The sequence below is a fragment of the Rhizobium sp. AG207R genome, from assembly GCF_027109195.1.
GTDB lineage: Bacteria > Pseudomonadota > Alphaproteobacteria > Rhizobiales > Rhizobiaceae > Rhizobium > Rhizobium dioscoreae.
Genome location: NZ_JAEPVT010000007.1, coordinates 113,752 through 133,703, shown reverse-complemented (window position 1 = coordinate 133,703; position 19,952 = coordinate 113,752). Strand labels below are relative to the sequence as shown.

General features: G+C 61.3%; 13 protein-coding genes. 8 read left to right on the top strand and 5 right to left on the bottom strand.

Annotated features, from left to right (window positions below; all coding sequences use genetic code 11):
* Positions 1-7: 7 nt before the first annotated feature.
* Both JJQ51_RS17955 and hemH read left to right on the top strand, forming a co-directional pair.
* A complete protein-coding gene (locus JJQ51_RS17955) occupies positions 8-2,107 on the top strand; it encodes a 5'-nucleotidase C-terminal domain-containing protein (protein ID WP_269245029.1) in 2,100 nt (699 codons plus the stop codon).
* Positions 2,108-2,203: 96 nt separating this feature from the next.
* Positions 2,204-3,238, top strand: a complete 1,035-nt coding sequence (hemH, locus tag JJQ51_RS17950) for a ferrochelatase (RefSeq protein ID WP_269245028.1) — start codon at positions 2,204-2,206, stop codon at positions 3,236-3,238.
* 34 nt (positions 3,239-3,272) lie between these two features.
* On the opposite strand, the gene JJQ51_RS17945 is transcribed toward hemH, so the two are convergent.
* Positions 3,273-4,181 (bottom strand): S1C family serine protease, encoded by a 909-nt coding sequence (locus tag JJQ51_RS17945; RefSeq protein ID WP_152092531.1) that lies wholly within the window; start codon positions 4,179-4,181, stop codon positions 3,273-3,275.
* Between the two features lie 299 nt (positions 4,182-4,480).
* Between JJQ51_RS17945 and JJQ51_RS17940 the strand changes: the two genes are divergently transcribed.
* Together JJQ51_RS17940 and JJQ51_RS17935 are read left to right on the top strand one after the other, a co-directional pair.
* Positions 4,481-5,497, top strand: coding sequence for an SPFH domain-containing protein (locus JJQ51_RS17940; RefSeq protein WP_269245027.1), 1,017 nt, complete (start codon positions 4,481-4,483; stop codon positions 5,495-5,497).
* 1 nt (position 5,498) lies between these two features.
* Complete coding sequence (locus JJQ51_RS17935; protein WP_113330415.1) at positions 5,499-5,957, top strand: NfeD family protein; 459 nt, start codon at positions 5,499-5,501, stop codon at positions 5,955-5,957.
* Here the strand turns inward: JJQ51_RS17935 and JJQ51_RS17930 are convergent, their stop codons facing one another.
* A complete protein-coding gene (locus JJQ51_RS17930; protein ID WP_269245026.1) occupies positions 5,958-6,953 on the bottom strand; it encodes a KpsF/GutQ family sugar-phosphate isomerase in 996 nt (331 codons plus the stop codon).
* A 197-nt stretch (positions 6,954-7,150) separates the two neighbouring features.
* On the opposite strand from JJQ51_RS17930, the gene JJQ51_RS17925 reads away from it, so the two are divergent.
* Positions 7,151-8,668, top strand: a complete 1,518-nt coding sequence (locus tag JJQ51_RS17925) for an outer membrane beta-barrel protein (protein WP_269245025.1) — start codon at positions 7,151-7,153, stop codon at positions 8,666-8,668.
* Between the two features lie 92 nt (positions 8,669-8,760).
* Here the strand turns inward: JJQ51_RS17925 and galU are convergent, their stop codons facing one another.
* Complete coding sequence (gene galU, locus JJQ51_RS17920; RefSeq protein ID WP_095435793.1) at positions 8,761-9,648, bottom strand: UTP--glucose-1-phosphate uridylyltransferase GalU; 888 nt, start codon at positions 9,646-9,648, stop codon at positions 8,761-8,763.
* 203 nt (positions 9,649-9,851) lie between these two features.
* Here galU and JJQ51_RS17915 point away from each other — a divergent pair, with 203 nt between their 5' ends.
* From JJQ51_RS17915 to JJQ51_RS17905, 3 genes are all read left to right on the top strand, one after another.
* Entirely contained in the window at positions 9,852-11,075 is a 1,224-nt protein-coding gene (locus JJQ51_RS17915) for a lytic murein transglycosylase (protein WP_113355024.1), read from the top strand.
* An 80-nt stretch (positions 11,076-11,155) separates the two neighbouring features.
* A complete protein-coding gene (locus JJQ51_RS17910) occupies positions 11,156-12,346 on the top strand; it encodes an SGNH/GDSL hydrolase family protein (RefSeq protein WP_113395275.1) in 1,191 nt (396 codons plus the stop codon).
* 239 nt (positions 12,347-12,585) lie between these two features.
* Positions 12,586-13,335, top strand: coding sequence for an aminoacyl--tRNA ligase-related protein (locus tag JJQ51_RS17905; protein ID WP_113389191.1), 750 nt, complete (start codon positions 12,586-12,588; stop codon positions 13,333-13,335).
* 64 nt (positions 13,336-13,399) lie between these two features.
* Here JJQ51_RS17905 and JJQ51_RS17900 read toward each other — a convergent pair whose 3' ends face one another.
* Both JJQ51_RS17900 and gltB read right to left on the bottom strand, forming a co-directional pair.
* On the bottom strand, positions 13,400-14,854 hold the full coding sequence (locus JJQ51_RS17900) for a glutamate synthase subunit beta (RefSeq protein ID WP_113330492.1): 1,455 nt from the start codon (positions 14,852-14,854) through the stop codon (positions 13,400-13,402).
* A gap of 177 nt (positions 14,855-15,031) precedes the next feature.
* Positions 15,032-19,756 (bottom strand): glutamate synthase large subunit, encoded by a 4,725-nt coding sequence (gltB, locus tag JJQ51_RS17895; protein WP_113355017.1) that lies wholly within the window; start codon positions 19,754-19,756, stop codon positions 15,032-15,034.
* Positions 19,757-19,952 lie beyond the last annotated feature (196 nt).

The following is a 19,952-nucleotide window of genomic DNA, read 5'->3' as shown; positions in this document are numbered from 1 at the left end:
GAGACAGATGAAGCAGCCCTTCGGAGTGGGTCTTTTGGCCGCCACGCTGCTGGCGCTGAGTACCAGCGCCGCCTTCGCGGACTATCAGCTCAACATCCTGCACTTCAACGATTTCCATTCGCGCGTCGAATCGATCAACAAATTCGACGCCACCTGCTCTGCAGCCGAAGAAGCCAAGAACGAGTGCTTCGGCGGTGCGGCACGGCTGAAAGCCGCCATCGACCAGCGGCGTGCCGCCCTTGCCGGCCAGAACGTAGTCGTCCTTGATGCCGGCGACAATTTCCAGGGCTCCCTGTTCTACACCACCTACAAGGGTGCGGCCGAAGTCGAGTTTCTCAACGACATGAAGATCGACGCCATGACGGTCGGCAATCACGAATTCGACGATGGTGAAGGCCCGTTGGCCGCCTTCCTCGACAAGGCGCAGTTCCCCGTTGTAACGGCCAATCTGGTGGTCGACGACCAATCGAAGCTCGGCAACCGCATCAAGAAGTCGATCGTGCTCGATATCGGCGGCCAGAAGATCGGGATCGTCGGTGCGGTGACCACCGAGACGCCTGAACTCGCCTCCCCCGGCCCGCATGTGAAGATCACCGACGATGCCGCCGCAATCAGCGCCGAAGTCGACGCGCTAAAATCGCAGGGGGTCAACAAGATCATTGCGCTCACCCATGTCGGCTATCCCCGCGATGTCGAGAAGATCGCCAAGATCGCCGGCGTCAGCGTCGTTGTCGGCGGCCACTCGCATACGCTCCTGTCGAATACCGATCCGAAGGCAGCCGGCCCCTATCCGACCATGGTCGACAATCCGGCCGGCTATAAGGTACCTGTTGTACAGGCCGCATCCTACAGCAAATATCTCGGCGACATTGTCGTCACCTTCGATGACAATGGCGCCGTCAAGGACGCCAAAGGCGATCCGATCCTGCTCGATTCCTCCATTAAGCCGGATCCGACGATCCTGTCACGCGTGCAGGAGATGGCAAAGCCGATCGAGGAACTGCGCAAGAAGGTCATCGGTAATTCGCAGGGGCCGATCGAAGGCGCGCGTGAAGTCTGCCGCGTTCGGGAATGCTCGATGGGCAATCTTGTCGCCGATGCGATGCTTGACCGCACCAGGACGCAGGGCATTTCCATCGCCATCCAGAACGGCGGCGGCCTGCGTGCCTCGATCGCCGCAGGCGATGTCAGCATGGGCGACGTGCTGACCGTGCTGCCCTTCCAGAACACGGTTGCAACCTTCCAGCTGACCGGAGCCGACGTGAAGGCGGCACTCGAAAACGGCCTTAGCCAGATCGATGACGGGGCGGGCCGCTTCCCGCAGGTCGCCGGCCTCAAATACAGCTTCGATAAATCGAAGCCGCCGGGCAGCCGTCTTGTCTCCGTCGACGTGCAGGAAGGCACCGAGTTCAAGCCGATCGATCCCGAAAAGACCTACGGCGTCGTCAGCAACAACTACATGCGCGCCGGCGGCGACGGCTACGCCGTCTTCGCAAAGGACGGCAAGAACGCCTACGATTTCGGCCCCAATCTGGAATCGGTGGTCGCCGATTATCTTGGCGCACACAATCCGTACAAGCCTTACACGGACGGCCGCATAACCCAGATAGCCGCGGCAGCGCCGGCTGCACAGCCGGAACCCGCAAAGCCCGCCGATACCACGCAGACAGCGCCGGAGCAGAAGCCGGCGGCGGCCGCTGGAGATAGCGGTGGCGCGTCGTCCACGACAACCCCTCCGGCCTCCTCGCCTCCCACGGTGACAACGCCAAGCACCACCATGCCGGCAAACCCGACGGCTACGCCGTCTGCCCCGGCAAAATCGGATCCGGCAGCCTCGACACCCGCCACCTCAGCTCCAGTGGCTGAAACGCCGGCTGCGTCTTCACCCGCGACCACGGCTCCGGCAACAGCAACGCCGGAGGCCAAGGTCAACGAGCCGCCAAAGACGCCGACAACCCACATCGTCGTCGCCGGCGACACGTTCTGGGATCTTGCCAAGACTTATTACGGCAATGCCAAACAATGGCACAAACTCGTAGCCGCCAATCGCAATATCAAGCCGCATCATCTGGTGGTTGGCGAAAAGTTGAAGATTCCGGCCAAGTAAGACGATTTGTCTCGCTTGCTCCAGCCGGTCCGGGCTTTCCCGGACCGGCTTTTGTTCTTATGTGAAGTGCTTCATATCTTGAGAGGAATTCAATCGATGACAGCAGCCCTGACCACGCTTCCGCCCGATCACCCTAGCGTGAAATACGGCAAGGTCGGCGTGCTGCTCATCAATCTCGGAACGCCCGACGACACCGACTACTCCTCGATGCGCCGCTACCTCCGCGAATTCCTGACAGACCGCCGCGTCATCGAGTGGTCGCGTTGGAAATGGTATCCGATCCTGTTCGGCATCGTGCTTAACACCCGACCGCAAAAGGTCGGCAAGGCCTATGAGACGATCTGGAACAAGGATAAGAACGAGAGCTATCTGCGCACCTATACGCGCAACCAATCCGACCTAATGGCCGAGCGGCTGCGCGACCTGCCCAACGTCAAGGTCGACTGGGCCATGCGTTACGGCCAGCCCTCGATCGCCGATCGCATCCAGGCGCTAAAGGACGATGGCTGCGAGCGCATCGTGCTCTTTCCGCTCTATCCGCAATATGCGGCGGCAACGACGGCAACGGTCAACGACAAAGCCTTCGAGAAGCTCCAAAAGATGCGCTGGCAGCCTGCCATCCGCACCGTCCCGCAATATCACGACGACGAGACCTATATCGAGGCGCTCGCCAATTCCGTCACCCGTCACCTCTCGACGCTGGACTGGCAGCCGGAAAAGATCATCGCCTCCTTCCACGGCATCCCGATGTCCTATTTCAAGCTGGGCGATCCCTATTACTGCTTCTGTCAGAAGACCGGCCGCCTGCTGCGCGAGAAACTGGGTCTTTCCGAAGATCAGTTCATGGTCACCTTCCAATCGCGTTTCGGCCCTGAGGAATGGCTGCAGCCCTATACGGACAAGACGGTGGAAGAGCTTGCCAGGAACGGCACCAAGCGTATCGCGGTGCTCAATCCCGGCTTCGTCTCCGACTGCCTTGAGACGTTGGAAGAGATCGCGGAACAGGCGGCCGAATCCTTCCATCACAACGGCGGCGACAAATTCACCCACATTCCCTGTCTCAACGACAGCGAAGACGGCATGAACGTGCTGGAAAAGGTCGTGCGGCGGGAGTTGCTCGGCTGGGTGTGACGAGATCGCCCGGATTGATCCCGGCGACGCGATCCTACTGAAGCTGCGGCTTTCTGAGGAAGCTGCCGCGGTCGGCGGATTTGACGCGCAGCCAGGCCTCGCGGCCGTCGCGCAATACGCGCATGGGGATCTCGGAACCAGCCGGGCCGCTCTCCCAGATCTTGCGGTAGAAATCCGCGAGCCCATCGACTTCGCCGTCCCGGATTTCGGAAATGACATCGCCGCGACGCAAGCCAGCCTTGGCGGCCGGACCACCCTCGGTGACGCTCATGACGACGACTTCGCCATTGCTTTCGGCCGAGAAGGCACCGAGCCAGGGCCGCGGCGGCTTGTTGACGCGGCCGCGCTTGATCAGATCGTCCAGGATCGGCATCAAAAGGTTGATCGGCACGATCATGTTGATATCGGCGCTGTCGCCGTTCTCCGTCGCCATCTGCAGATGCAGCGAGCCGATGCCGAGAAGCTTGCCGTCCTCATCGATAAGAGCCGCACCTCCCCAGGATGGATGGGCGGGTGCCGTGAAGATCGCCTCGTCGAGCAGATATTCCCAATAGCCGGCGAATTCCTGCTTTGCGACGATCTTCGCCTCGACAAACTGGCCGATCCCGTCAGCGATGACGACTTCATCACCGATCTCAGCCTTGTCGGTATCACCGAATTCGAGGGCGGGCACATCGAGAGGCCCGAGCGCCTGCACGAGGCCAAAACCCGTTTCCTGATCGTAGGCAAGCGCATGACCGGGCACGACACGGCCGCTATTGGTCGTGAGCCAGACCTCGTCGGCTTCGGTGATGAGATAGCCGATCGTCAATACCAGGCCGTTTCCGCGGATGACGACGCCGCTGCCTTCCCTGCGTGTGCCGAGTGTTGCTGCCGTGAAGGCGTCTTCCGGAATTGAGGCGTGCACGGCCACAACCGACCGCAAGGTCCTATCTAAGTTCATAGCTTCACCCTGATAATGCGCTAAGGCTGGCCCGAAAAGCTGCGTGGCAGCGGAGCTGGAAATCTCCATATAAAGTATGAATATCAATCGCCGGACGCAAGACCCAGACGGTGATTGGTTGACCTGCCTCATAGCAAAACGCCTGCTGTAGCCCCATTCCTCACTTGCTGAGAACATGCTAACCCACCACATAAGATTGAGCTGCCGCCTCGTGAGCTCGACCGAGCATAGCGAGGCCGAACGGTGGCGGTTTAGGCGACGCGAGCCTGCTCAGACAGCCGCGTCCATGGAGGAGTTCGATGGTAGTGGGTGGTTTCAGCATCGTTGTGATTGCCTTGGTGGTCTTCGTCATTCTGGTGCTGTTTGCGGGCATCAAGACCGTGCCCCAGGGCTATCGGTACACAGTTCAGCGCTTCGGCCGCTATATCCGCACGCTGGAACCGGGGCTCAACCTGATCGTGCCCTTCATCGAAACGATCGGGGTGCGGATGAACGTGATGGAGCAGGTGCTGGCCGTGCCGACGCAGGAGGTCATCACCAAGGACAATGCGAGCGTATCCGCCGATGCAGTCGCTTTCTTCCAGGTGCTGAATGCGGCGCAGGCCGCCTATCAGATCACCAATCTGGAAACCGCGATCCTCAACCTCACAAAGACCAATATCCGCTCCGTCATGGGCTCTATGGACCTGGACGAGCTTCTGTCCAATCGCGATGCCATCAACGAACGACTGCTGCGCGTGGTCGATGAGGCGGTAGAGCCCTGGGGCATCAAGGTAACACGCGTCGAAATCAAGGACATCCAACCACCAAAGGATCTCGTCGACGCCATGGGTCGGCAGATGAAGGCCGAACGCGAAAAGCGCGCCCAGGTCCTGGAGGCGGAAGGCCTGCGCAACGCTCAGATCTTGCGCGCCGAAGGTGCAAAGCAGGCGGCCGTCCTACAAGCCGAAGGCCAGCGCGAAGCCGCCTTCCGCAATGCCGAGGCGCGCGAGCGTCTGGCCGAGGCCGAAGCCAAGGCGACCCGCGTGGTATCCGAAGCGATTGCCGAGGGTAACGTGCAGGCGATCAACTACTTCGTTGCCCAGAAATACACCGAAGCCCTGACCGCGATCGGCTCCGCCAGCAATTCGAAGATTGTCCTCATGCCGGTGGAGGCGAGCTCCATCATCGGCTCGCTCGGCGGTATCGGCGCCATCGCCCGCGAAGTCTTCGGCGACAATGGCGACGGCAACGGCGCGACGCAGCCGGCCCGCCCACGCTCCGGCCCCGCCCGCACAACGCCAACGATCAATCCGCTGCCGCCGAAGGAGAGCTGAGATGTTCGACAATCTCATCGTCGAACTCGGCCCCTGGAGCTGGTGGCTCGCCGGTCTGGCGCTGCTTGCCGCCGAACTCGTCCTGCCCGGCTTCTTCCTGGTATGGATCGGGCTCGCCGCGATCATCGTCGGCGCCTTGTCGCTTCTGTTTTGGGAAAGCAGCTTCTGGGTCTGGCAGGTTCAAGGGCTGGTCTTCGCCGCCATGGCTGTTATCGTCACCCTGCTCGGCCGCCGCTATCTCTACAACAACAACCAGGTGACCGACGAGCCGTTCCTGAACCAGCGCGGCGCCAGCCTTGTCGGACGCACGGCAACGCTCGACCAGCCGATCGCCGAAGGCCGCGGGCGCATTCGCCTCAATGACACTTATTGGACGGTCAACGGACCGGACTTGCCGGTCGGCACCCGCGTCAAAGTGGTCGCCAGCAACGGCCGCGAGCTCACCGTCGAGCCTGTCTGATCAGGCAACGCCGATCCGCAGCAGATCGTGGAAATGCACGACACCGATCGGCCGGCGTGCTTCATCGATGACCAGGAGAGCCGAAATATTGTGACGATTGAGCACGGCCATGGCGCTCGTCGCCAGCGTCGTTTCCTTCACCGTCTTCGGATTGGGGGTCATCACCTCATCCACCAGCTTCTCCGCGAGGCTGGTGCCGAGATTGCGGGCGATATCGCCATCGGTGACGATGCCGCACAGGCAACCGTCATCATCGACCACGCCGACGCAGCCGAACCGCATCTTCGATAGCGTCATCGCCGCTTCCGGCATACCGGTTCCGAGCTTGACGAGCGGCACACGGTCGCCCTTGTGCATGATATCGGCCACGTGCGAGAGGCTGGCGCCGAGTTTGCCGCCCGGATGGAAGGTGCGGAAATCCTCGGCGGTAAAGCCGCGTGCTTCCAGAAGAGCGACGGTCAGCGCATCGCCGATCGCAAGCTGCAGCAGCGTCGATGTCGTCGGCGCCAGACCGTGCGGGCAGGCCTCCTGCTCCCTAGGCAGCAGCAGCACAACATCCGATTCACGCGCAAGCGTAGAAGTCTCGCCGGCAGTGATGGCGATCATCGGGATCGAGAAGCGGCGGGAATAACTGATGATGCCGCGCAGCTCGGCGCTCTCGCCGCCCCAGGAGATGGCAATGATGACATCATCCTGGGTAATCATGCCGAGATCGCCGTGATTGGCTTCGACAGGATGCACAAAGAAGGCCGGCGTTCCGGTGGATGCCAGACTTGCGGCAAGCTTGTTGCCGATATGGCCACTCTTGCCGACGCCGGTGATCACGACACGGCCGGAGATATCGCCGATGATCTCCACCGCACGGCTGAAGGGCTCGGCCAGACCATTGGTCAGTGCGCGTTCCAGCGCTTCCATGCCCCGTCTCTCGGTCTCGATCGTTCGCATTGCGGATTCGATCGCACCGTTCTCGATGAGTCTTATAGCTCTCTTATTCATGAGCGAGGCCTAACGCTTTTCTGCAAATCTGTCCACCAAAGATCGACTTATGGCGATACGGCAGCCTGCAGCGCCTTCCCGACAAATATTATCGAACCCTTTCTTGTCGCCATCACTTGGCAACCAAGCGTTAACCACGCGGCTTTACACTTGGGTAAGAATTTAGGTCATTTCCAGCAGGGTCAGATATAAACAATATGGGCATCGGCAAGGACAAGGCGGGTCATGGTGCCTTCCGGCTGGCGGCATGGGCGACCTCCGCCGTGCTCGGCTGGGGTATCGCATTTGCCGCACCGCTGCCGGTCAATGCGCAATACTTGCCATCCGACCAGAACGCCGACGATACATTGCCAGCATCGACGATGGCATCTCCGACCGATCCGAATGCCGCACCCAACACCGACAACCAGGCGACCGCGCCAACAAACCAGGCGTCGACCTCCAGCGACGCACCCTTGAACGCGCCGCTGCGCCTCACCGGCATCGACCCTACAACCACCGGCTCGACGCTGGATAACGATCTGCGCCGCGTGAACCTGCGCGAACCAAGCGTTGATGACCTGAGAGCCCGCCGGTATCCGGATCGGGCAGATGCACAGGGCATCCCGCTCGGCACCTTCACTCTGAAGCCTTCGATCAACCAGTCGATCAACATCGAGCGGGATCGCACCGGCGACGCCAAGGATAACCGCGGCTTTTTGCAGACCGACTTACGCAGTACCCTGACTTCGGACTGGGACAGACATGCCCTGACCGTCACCGGTGAGGGCGTCTGGCAGAAGAACATCAGCGGCACTGGCGAGGAAAAGCCAACCGTCAACCTCAATGCCGACCTGCGTCTGGATCTTCCCGCCGACACGACTGCGCATGTCACCGCCGGCTATCAATTCTACCGTGAGGACACGAGCGATCCGAATGCGATTGCCGGCGCATCGAAGCAATCCGCCGTCAACCAGTACACGGCCGGGCTCTCGCTGGAACGCGATTTCGGCCTGCTGCGCGGCACGACGGCCGTGGCGCTGACACGCAGCGTCTATTCTGACGCCGTGCTTTCGGATGGGACGACGGTCACCCTCAGCGATCGCAATCAGACGGCCGGAACCTGGCGCGGCCGCATCGGCTACGAGCTGTCGCCCGCCATCATTCCCTTCGTCGAAGTCACTCTCGGTCGCGCCGTCTACGATCAGACGCGCGACAGCAACGGTTATGCCCGCTCGAACCAGAGCTATGGCGGCAAGGGCGGTGTCGAATTCGACCTCGGTGAAAAATTCAAGGGCGAGCTGGGCTTCGGCTACCAGCACACACAATTCGACGATTCGCGCCTGGGCTCGGTCGACTCACCGACGATCGACGGCAGCCTCGCCTGGTCGCCGCAGCGCGGCACCGATATCAGCGTCGGCCTTTCGACGACCGTACAACCGTCGACCACGGCCGGCCTCAGCGGCTACACCGCTTATCAGCTCACGAGCACCATAAGCCATCAGCTGCGCGACGATCTCACCGCCAAGCTGACGGGAGGCCCGACGTGGCGCAATTACCCCTCCAATGGCAGCGCCGCCGACGAAATCGAATACGACGCCGCTTTCGGGCTAACCTGGGGGATCAACCGTTACCTCGATCTTACCAGCAATGTCGGTTATCAGCTGACAACGAGGGATGTGGGCGACAACACTCGGCAGTTCCAAGCCGGCCTTGGTTTGACGGTAAAACGCTAGACACCGCCTTCGCTCAGATCCAAACTACCCGCTCAAATGAATCGAGGCCCAGCATATGCCAGGCCTCAAGATTTTCTCAAAAGGTCGGAGCCCTATTTCAGGGCTGCGATCAGCGCCTTGAACTCGTCCTCAATGGTCGGGCGGATGTCGTCACGCGCCAAGGCGAAGGCGACGTTGGCAAGGATGAAGCCGTCCTTTGCGCCACAGTCGAACGTCTGGCCCTGGAAGTGATAGCCGGCGAAATCCTGCGTCTTGGCAAGCTTCAGCATGCCATCCGTCAGCTGGATCTCGTTGCCGGCGCCGCGCTCCTGACTTTCGAGGATACGGAAGATTTCCGGCTGCAGGATGTAGCGACCGTTGATAAAGAAGTTGGACGGAGCCGTGCCCTTGGCCGGCTTTTCGACCATTTCCGTGATGCGGAAGCCGCTGCCGATCGTCTCGCCGACGCCAACGATACCATACTTATGGGTCTGATCAGGCGCACATTCCTCGACGGCGATGACATTGCCGCCGCTATGCTCATAAAGCTCGATCATGCCCTTCATGCAGCCCTTTTCGGCGCGCATGACCATGTCGGGCAGCAGCAGCGCAAAAGGCTCGTCGCCGACGATCTCGCGGGCGCACCAGACGGCGTGACCGAGACCGAGCGGCTCCTGCTGGCGTGTGAAGCTTGCCGTGCCGGCCTTCGGCAGCAGGCCGCTCAGCAGCGACAATTCGGCATTCTTGTTACGCTGGCGCAGCGTCTGCTCAAGCTCGAACTGAATATCGAAATAATCTTCGATAACATGCTTGCTGCGGCCGGTGACGAACACGAAATGCTCGATGCCCGCTTCCATCGCCTCGTCGACGACATACTGTATCACCGGCTTATCCACGACGGTCAGCATTTCCTTCGGCACCGCCTTGGTCGCCGGCAAGAACCGCGTCCCTAGTCCGGCGACCGGAAATACTGCCTTACGAACCTTCTTATGCTGTCCCACGCATACCTCCTGGGCATTAAATCAGTTGGCACAAAGCCATTCTAAAGGTCAGTAGATTAGATTTGCTACTGTTTTGCAAATAATGACTGACGCAAACTTCCATGGTAAAGAATTTGTTGACTTCGTTCGTTTAGCGTCACGCATGGGCCGATGCAACGCGCATCGCCGCACCGAAATCCAACGATTGATGGACAAGGCTGTAGATGACCGTAAACCGCAAACACTCCCTTCGTGGTCTCGCTCTGGCGCTCGCGCTCGGCGCCTTGGCAGGATTCCTTCCCGTTAACGCCAATGCTGACCCTGGGTTCCAGAAATGGATCGCGGGCTTCTACGCCACCGCCGCAAAGAGCGGCATTACGCAATCCACCTATCGCAATGCATTTGCCGGCGTAACCGACCCAGACCCCACGGTGCTTGAAAAGGCGCAATACCAGCCGGAATTCAAGTCCCAGATCTGGGATTACCTCGACTCCCGTGTCAATCCCTATACGGTCGATATTGGCCGCAAGATGGCGGTCAAGTACGGGTCCACACTGCGCACGCTCGAACAACATTTCGGCGTCGATCGCAATATCATGCTGGCCATCTGGTCGATGGAGTCGAATTACGGCGAGGTTCTCGCCAAGAACGATCGGCTGCATTATGTCCCCCGCGCGCTGGCGACCCTTGCCTATGCCGATCCGAAGCGGGCGAACTACGCCAAGAAGCAGCTCATCGCCGCCCTGAAAATCCTGCAGAAGGGCGATATCTCGCGCAAGGACCTGAACGGCTCCTGGGCCGGCGCCATGGGCCATACGCAGTTCATTCCGACGAGCTATCTGCTCTATGCCGTCGATGCCGATGGCAGCGGCCATGCCGATATCTGGAATTCCGTTCCGGACGCCCTGGCGACAACAGCCAATCTTCTCGCCAAGAATGGCTGGGATACCGGGCGCACCTGGGGCTATGAAGTGGTCGTGCCCGCGGGTGGCAGCGCCCAGGCCGGCAAGACGCACACCATCGCGCAATGGGCCGCCCTCGGCTTCGTGCGTCCCAACGGCAAGGCTTTCCGCACGACCTCCGACCGTGCGCAGTTGAAGATGCCCGGCGGGCCGAACGGTCCCGGCTTCCTGATGACCGGCAACTTCTTCACCATCAAGCGCTACAACGCCTCCGACAGCTATGCATTGGCCGTCGGTCTGCTCGCGGACCAGATCGCCGGATATGGCGGCATGCAGCAATCCTGGCCGCGTCCGAGCGGCGCGCTCGACGTCAAGCAGAAATTCGAACTGCAGACGCGTCTGAAGGAGCTCGGCTATTATGACGGTGTGGTCGACGGGAATTTCGGCTCGGGCTCGAAGGCCGCAATATCGGCTGTCCAGCAGCGCATGGGTATGGATGCGGACGGCGAGCCTTCGATGAGCCTGCTGAAAGCATTGCGCAAGTAGGCCGCCTCCAGCGAATCCGGGATCGCCAGGACGATGAACTCGTCATTTCGCGGCCCGGACTCGTGAGCGGAAAAGAAGCGATGATGAAACACTCTGCCCGCGCGACCACCGCAACTCTAAGGATTGTTCTGACGGCATTTCTCAGCGTCGTCATCGCGTTTGGCTGCCTGCAGAATATGGCGCAGGCGCAGGAGCGGCCGCGGCGGAACCTGTTCGATATGCTGTTCGGCACCCGCGAGCCCGATTACCCGGATCAGCCCATCGAGCAGCCGCCGCCACGGCGCAAGGTGCAGCCGAAAAAGCGGCCGACCCCGCCGCCGCGCCAGCCAGTCGCGCAGCCGGAAACGCCACCGCCCGCAGAAAAGCTCCCCGATGCCAAGACCATCCTTGTCGTCGGCGATTTTCTGGCAAGCGGCTTGGCAACCGGGCTGGAGGATGCCTTCTCCACCTCCCCCGGCGTCGTCATCCAGTCCCGCGGCAACGTCGCCTCCGGTCTCGTGCGGCAGGATTATTACAATTGGCCGCAGCAATTGCCTGGCATGATCGATCAGCTGAAACCGGCCATGGTCGTCGTCATGATCGGCGCCAACGACCGCCAGCAGATGATCGGCGACGGGCTCAACGAGAAATACGGCACCGACCCGTGGTTCCTTGCCTATGAAGAGCGCGTGCAGCAATTCGCCAAACTGGTGACGAGCCGTCATATTCCGCTGCTCTGGGTTGGCCTGCCCTCCTTCGGCTCCGATCAGCTGACCGCCAGCGCTGTTAAGCTCAACCAGATCTATCAAAGCCAGACCACCAGCGTCGGCGGTGAGTTCATCGACATATGGGACGGATTTACCGACCAGAACGGCGAATTCATCGTGACCGGCTCCGATATCAACGGCCAGCAGGTCCGGTTGAGAACGGCCGACGGCGTCAATCTGACGGCAGCCGGCAAGCGCAAGGTCGCCTTCTATCTGGAGAAATCCGCACGCCGGATCCTGGGCGATCAGGCAAGCCCGGACATCACGCGCCTGGACACGGGCAATCCGTTGCCGGCGCAACAGGCCAATCTTCCCGGCGCAGAACCGGAAAAGATTACCCGCACGCAGCCGATGAGCCTCTCCGATCCCGATCTCGACGGCGGCTCGCAGCTTCTCGGCAGCAGCCCTGCTCCTGCCGCAACGACTTCATCGCCACGCGATCTTCTGGTCGAGAAGGGGCTGATGGACCCGGCGCCTGTCGGCCGCGTAGACGACTACCGATTGCCGGGATCGGTTGCACGATAGGCGACCTGGAGGCGGTTTGACAACGCGGCGCCCCGCCAATAGAAGAACTGCATGAGCACCAAAAGCGCAGATCAGATCGATCGTTACCGCACCTGCCCGCAGGTTGCGGTTTTGCGCGCTTTCTCCGGCCGAGGTCTCCGCGTCCAGTCGTGACAGCCGGAGGCGTTGATGCGTCCGGCGGCTGCTGGACGTAAAGCCCTCAACCTCAAGACTTCAACGTTGCCCATGGAGAATGGCACGTGCTCAATATCTATAACGTCAATTCGCTCGTTCACTGGGAAGAGCGGGACATTAAACTGCGCGACGATTTCATCCGCTTCTTTTCCGATGAAGTCGCGAACTTCCTGCGATCGGCAAATCCCGCCTGGAGTATGCGAAGGGTCGAAGCACCGACTCTGATGCCTCGAAACCTCGTTTCGGACGCCTATTCCAACTCAGACATATGGGTGCAGGAGCAAATGTCGAACACCGAGACCGAACTTGTGCTGCGGCCGGAAACGACATCTTCAACCTATGCCTACATGCAGCATCTTCTCGGAAACCATTCCAGAACAAGGCTGCCACTATGCGTCTGGCAGGCGGGAAAATCCTATCGCCGGGAACAGGACCAACCGAGCAAGCATGTGCGGCTCAAGGAGTTCTGGCAGCTCGAATTCCAATGCGCCTTCACCACCGATAGCGGCAACGATTATCACTCTGCCTCCCTTGAACCGGTCCGCCGGATGATCGCCTCGGTCGTCCATCTGCCGACACGGATCGCCCCATCCGATCGGCTTCCGGCCTATTCCGAGGTGACGATGGATATCGAGGTCGATAACGGCGATAAATGGATGGAGGTCTGCTCGATCTCGAAACGCACGGATTTCCCTCAGCGCTACCGCAGCCAGCCGAAGAAGGGGGCCGCGATAGACCATGACGTCACGGTGCTCGAAATCGCCATCGGCCTCGATCGCTGCATCTACAACTGGAATATCGCCGCAAGCCGTTAACGACAAAGGCCGGATTCATCGAGAACCCGGCCTTCAATAACTTTGCGCGAACGGACAGCGAAACTTAGTTCGGCAGAACCGTCGAACCCATCAGAGCCTCGTCGATCGCGCGGGCGGCCTGACGGCCCTCGCGGATCGCCCAGACCACCAGCGACTGGCCGCGGCGGACGTCACCGGCTGTCCAGAACTTGTCGATCGAAGTCTTGTAGTCCCTGTCGTTGGCAACGACGTTGGTCGAGCCGCGGCGATCCGTGTTCAGCGTCAGCTTGCCGTCGAGTTCCTTGAGCACGCTGTCGGTGAACGGACCGCGGAAGCCGATGGCGATGAAGGCGAGGTCGGCGCGGATGACGAATTCCGTGCCGGCGATCGGCTTGCGGCGCTCATCCACTTCGCAGCACTTCACGCCCGTCAGCACGCCATCTTCGCCGATGAATTCCAACGTTGCGACCTGGAATTCGCGAACCGCGCCTTCGGCCTGCGAGGACGAGGTGCGCATCTTCGTTGCCCAGAACGGCCAAACGGCGAGCTTGTCTTCCTTCTCCGGCGGTTGCGGCCGAATGTCGAGCTGGGTCACCTTCACCGCGCCCTGGCGGAATGCCGTGCCGACGCAGTCGGATGCCGTATCGCCACCGCCGACGACGACGATGTGCTTGCCGCCAGCCAGGATCGGATCGGCGGGCCAGCCGACGCTGTCGATATTTTCGCGGCCGACGCGGCGGTTCTGCTGCACGAGATAGGGCATGGCGTCATGGACGCCTGCCAGCGTCGTGCCGGGAATGCCGGCTTCGCGCGGGGTTTCCGAGCCGCCGCAATAGAGCACGGCATCGTGCTCCGCCAGAAGCTGCTCGACCTTGACATCGACGCCGACATTGACGCCGCAATGGAAGGTGACGCCCTCGCCCTTCATCTGCTCGACGCGGCGATCGATGAAGTTCTTCTCCATCTTGAAGTCCGGGATACCATAGCGCAGCAGGCCGCCGGGCTTGCTTTCGCGCTCATAGACATGGACGTCGTGACCGGCGCGGCCGAGCTGCTGGGCGGCTGCCATGCCGGCAGGGCCAGAGCCGATGATCGCGACCTTCTTGCCCGTATGCACGGTTGCCGGCTGCGGGCGGATGAAGCCCAGCTCATAGGCCTTGTCGGCAATCGCCTGCTCAACAGTCTTGATGGCGACCGGCGCATCTTCCAGGTTCAGCGTGCAGGCTTCCTCGCAGGGCGCAGGGCAGACACGGCCGGTGAATTCCGGGAAGTTGTTGGTCGAATGCAGGTTGTGGATCGCCTGCTCCCAATTGTTGTTGTAAACGAGGTCGTTCCAATCGGGGATCTGGTTGTGCACCGGGCAGCCGGTCGGACCGTGGCAATAGGGAATGCCACAGTCCATGCAGCGAGCTGCCTGTTTCTGCACTTCCTGGTCCGACATGGGGATCGTGAATTCACGGAAATGCCGGATGCGATCCGACGCCGGCTGATACTTCGCCACCTGCCGGTCGATTTCCAAGAAGCCTGTTACCTTGCCCATGCTTTCGTTTCCTCACTCAAAAAGAGGAGCTCATGGCTCCCGTGCCTGAGGGTCATCTCGGTTTCCCTGTCCGGCACTTTAATTCAAATCCGATTCCGCTATTCGACAGTCGCGATCGCCATGATGGCGATCGCAATGCGAGGCGAAACCCTCGGCTGGTTTCAGAACCGGGACGGATTATTCCGCCGCCACGCTCATCCGGCTACGTTCCATTTCCTCAAGGGCACGGCGGTACTCGACCGGCATGACCTTGCGGAATTTCGGGCGGTAGTCGGCCCAGTGATCGAGGATCTCCTTTGCTCGCGTCGAGCCGGTATAGTGGACGTGGTTCGAAATCAGCTGGAAGAGGCGCTCTTCATCATGGCGTGTCATGTCATCGGAGACGTCGACGCGTCCCTTGTGCATGATGTCGCCACCGTGATGATGCAGCTTCTCCAGCAGCTCGTCTTCCTCCGGAACCGGCTCCAGCTCGACCATCGCCATGTTGCAGCGACGGGCGAAATCGCCCTTTTCGTCGAGAACATAGGCCACGCCGCCCGACATGCCGGCCGCGAAGTTGCGGCCGGTTTCGCCGAGCACGACGACGACGCCGCCGGTCATATATTCGCAGCCGTGGTCGCCCACGCCTTCGACGACCGCGATCGCGCCCGAGTTTCTGACCGCGAAGCGCTCGCCCGCGACACCGCGGAAATAGCACTCGCCCTCGGTCGCACCGTAGAGCACGGTATTGCCGACGATGATCGAGTTTTCGGCGACGATCTTCGAATTTTCGGGCGGACGGATGATGATGCGGCCGCCCGAAAGGCCCTTGCCGACATAGTCATTGCCGTCGCCGACGAGGTTGAAGGTGACGCCGCGTGCGAGGAACGCACCGAAGGACTGACCGGCGGTGCCCCTCAGGGTGACGTTGATCGTGTCGTCCTTCAGGCCGCGATGGCCATAGCGCTTGGCAACCGCACCCGACAGCATGGCGCCGGCCGAACGGTCGACGTTCTTGATGTCGACTTCAAAGGCGACCGGCGTCTTGGAAGACAGGGCAGGTTCAGCCTTCTCGATCAGCTTGCGATCGAGAATGTCGTCGATCGGGTGCTTCTGCACGGTCGTCCAATAGGTCTCTTCCTTCGGCGCATCGACCTTGTGGAAGATACGGCTGAAATCGAGGCCCCTCGCCTTCCAGTGGGCGAGCATGTCGTCCTTCTCCAGAAGCTCGGAAGCGCCGATGATATCATCCAGCTTGGCAACGCCGAGCGAGGCCAGGATCTCGCGCACTTCTTCGGCCACGAAGAAGAAGTAGTTGATGACATGCTCCGGCGTGCCCTTGAAGCGCTTGCGCAGAACCGGGTCCTGGGTGGCGACACCAACCGGACAGGTGTTGAGATGGCACTTGCGCATCATGATGCAGCCGGCAGCGATCAGCGGCGCGGTCGCAAAGCCGAATTCGTCGGCGCCGAGCAGCGCGCCAATGATGACATCACGGCCGGTCTTCAGACCGCCGTCCACCTGCAGGGCGATACGCGAGCGCAGCCCGTTCAGGACCAGCGTCTGCTGGGTCTCGGCAAGGCCGATCTCCCAAGGCGAACCGGCATGCTTCAGCGACGTCAGCGGCGAAGCGCCGGTGCCGCCATCATAGCCCGAGACGGTGATGTGGTCGGCGCGCGCCTTGGCGACGCCGGCAGCAACCGTGCCGACGCCGACTTCAGAGACGAGCTTGACCGATACATCCGAAGTCGGGTTGACGTTCTTCAGATCGTAGATCAGCTGTGCCAGATCTTCGATCGAATAGATGTCATGGTGCGGCGGCGGCGAAATCAGGCCGACACCCGGCGTCGAATGCCTGGTCTTGGCAACCGTCGCGTCGACCTTGTGGCCGGGCAGCTGACCGCCTTCGCCGGGCTTGGCACCCTGCGCGACCTTGATCTGCAGCACGTCGGCATTGACCAGATACTCGGTCGTCACGCCGAAACGGCCGGAGGCGATCTGCTTGATGGCAGAGCGTTCCGGATTCGGCGAACCGTCGAAGAGCGGCATGTAGCGATCAGCTTCCTCGCCGCCTTCACCGGTGTTCGACTTGCCGCCGATGCGGTTCATGGCGATGGCCAGCGTCGTATGCGCCTCGCGGCTGATGGAGCCGAAGGACATGGCGCCCGTCGAGAAGCGCTTGACGATATCGGCGGCCGGCTCAACCTCGTCGATCGAGATAGGCTTGCGGCCGAGGGCTTCCGCACCCCTAATCTTGAAGAGGCCGCGGATCGTGTTCATCCGGAGCGCCGACTCGTTCACCATCTCGGAGAATTCGCGATAGCGGTCCTCGGCATTCCCACGCACGGCGTGCTGAAGGGCCGCAACAGCGTCCGGCGTCCAGGCGTGGCTTTCGCCGCGCATGCGGTAGGCATATTCGCCGCCGATGTCGAGCGTGCTTGCCAGCAACGGATCGCGGCCGAAAGCAGCCTTGTGGCGGGAGACGGTTTCCTCGGCGATCGTCTCGAGACCAATGCCTTCGATCATCGTCGCGGTGCCGAAGAAATACTTGTCGACCAGCTCCTGCTGCAGGCCCACAGCATCGAAGATCTGCGCGCCGCAATAGGATTGATAGGTCGAGATGCCCATCTTCGACATGACCTTGAGGATGCCTTTGCCGACAGCCTTGATGTAGCGGTAGACGACTTCGGTCGCGTCCACTTCCTTCGGGAATTCGCCACGCTGATGCATATCAAGCAGCGTGTCGAAGGCGAGGTAGGGGTTGATCGCTTCCGCGCCGTAGCCGGCCAGCAGGCAGAAATGATGCACTTCACGCGGCTCGCCGGTTTCGACGACGATACCGACCGAGGTGCGCAGACCCTTGCGGATCAGGTGATGGTGCACAGCAGCGGTCGCCAGCAGCGCCGGGATCGCGATGCGGTCCGGTCCGATCTGGCGGTCTGACAGCACGATAATGTTGTAGCCACCGCGAACGGCCGCTTCCGCCCGCTCGCAGAGACGGTCGAGCATCTCGGGCATGCCTTCGGCGCCGCGTTCGACATCATAGGTGAAGTCGAGCGTCTTGGTGTCGAAGCGATCCTCAGTGTGACCGATCGAGCGGATCTTTTCGAGATCGCCGTTGGTCAGGATCGGCTGGCGCACTTCCAGACGCTTGGCGTTGGCCATGCCGGTATGGTCGAGCAGGTTGGGGCGCGGGCCGATGAACGACACCAGGCTCATGACCAGCTCTTCGCGGATCGGATCGATTGGCGGGTTCGTCACCTGCGCGAAGTTCTGCTTGAAGTAGGTATAGAGCAGCTTCGGCTTGTCCGACATCGCCGAGATCGGCGTATCCGTGCCCATGGAACCGACGGCTTCCTGCCCCGTCGTCGCCATCGGCGACATCAGGAGCTTGGTGTCTTCAGCCGTGTAGCCGAAGGCCTGCTGGCGGTCGAGCAGCGACACGTCGCGGCGCAGCGCCCGCGGCTCCACAGGCTTCAGGTCTTCCAGGATCAGCTGCGTGCGGTTCAGCCAGCTGCGATAGGGATGCTTGCCTGATAGTTCCGACTTCACCTCGTCGTCGGAGATGATACGGCCCTTTTCCATGTCGATCAGCAGCATCTTGCCCGGCTGCAGGCGCCACTTCTGGATGATCTTCTCTTCCTCGACAGGCAGAACGCCGGCCTCGGACGCCATGATGATGCGGTCGTCGCTGGTGACGAGATAGCGGGCCGGACGCAGGCCGTTGCGGTCGAGCGTCGCGCCGATCTGCTTGCCATCGGTAAAGGCAACGGCGGCCGGGCCATCCCATGGCTCCATCAGGGCGGCATGATACTCGTAGAACGCCTTGCGTTCCGGCGCCATCAGCTGGTTGCCGGCCCAAGCTTCGGGGATGAGCATCATCATGGCATGCGCCAGCGAGTATCCGCCGCGCACGAGGAACTCGAGCGCGTTGTCGAAACAGGCGGTATCGGACTGCCCCTCATAGGAGATCGGCCAGAGCTTGGAGATATCCTCGCCGAACAGCGGCGAAGAGACCGAAGCCTGGCGGGCGGCCATCCAGTTGACGTTTCCGCGCAGCGTATTGATTTCGCCGTTATGCGCGACCATGCGGTAGGGATGGGCAAGCTTCCATGACGGGAAGGTGTTGGTCGAGAAACGCTGGTGCACGAGCGCAACCGCCGTCTCGAAACGCGGATCGGAGAGGTCCTTATAATAGGCGCCCACCTGATAGGCGAGGAACATGCCCTTGTAGACGATGGTCGAGCTTGACAACGACACGGGATAGAAGCTGCTCTCCTCGCCCTCGTATTCCGCATAGATGCGATTGGAGATCACCTTGCGCAGGGTGAAGAGGCGGCGCTCGAATTCCTCGTTCGTGCCGGCATCGCGGCCGGCGCCGATGAAGACCTGCACATGATGCGGCTCGGTGGCGGCAATATCGGGCGCCTTCGACAGGGAGGAGTTGTCGACCGGCACGTCGCGGAAGCCGAGCAGCACCTGGCCCTCTTCGGCAACGACCTGCGTGATGGCAGTCTTGAAATGCTCGATCAGCGCCTCATCGCGGGGCAGGAAGAAATGGCCGACGCCATATTCGCCCGCCTTCGGCAGGATGACGCCCTGCTTCGCCATCTCTTCACGGAAGAAGCGATCGGGAATCTGAACGAGAATGCCCGCGCCATCGCCCATCAGCGGATCGGCGCCGACGGCACCGCGATGCGTCAGGTTCTCGAGGATGAACAGGCCGTCGCGCACGATCTGGTGCGACTTCTGGCCCTTCATATGCGCGACGAAGCCGACGCCGCAGGCGTCATGCTCGTTGCGGGGATCGTAGAGGCCCTGTTTCGGCGGGATGCCGACAGCGCGTTTCGATGTCTTGGCCGTAGCGGCAGCATTCACTGCAGCAGTCTGGTCAAAACTCGTCAACGTCGTCCTGTTCGTCATGGTCTTCCCTCCGGTAAGGCCCGCGTCGCGGGCGCTCCTTCGTCCCGCGCGGTCCGTTTCCGGGGCCGACGCGCGACAGCGCTGTTGCATTGTGAAGATCCGGCCGCGAACCGCAGCTCCTTTAAGTGGAGCCCGTCGTCAGCGTTCCGCGCCCTGCTATTCCACCGCCGCATTGCCCGCACCTCAAAAGGCTTGA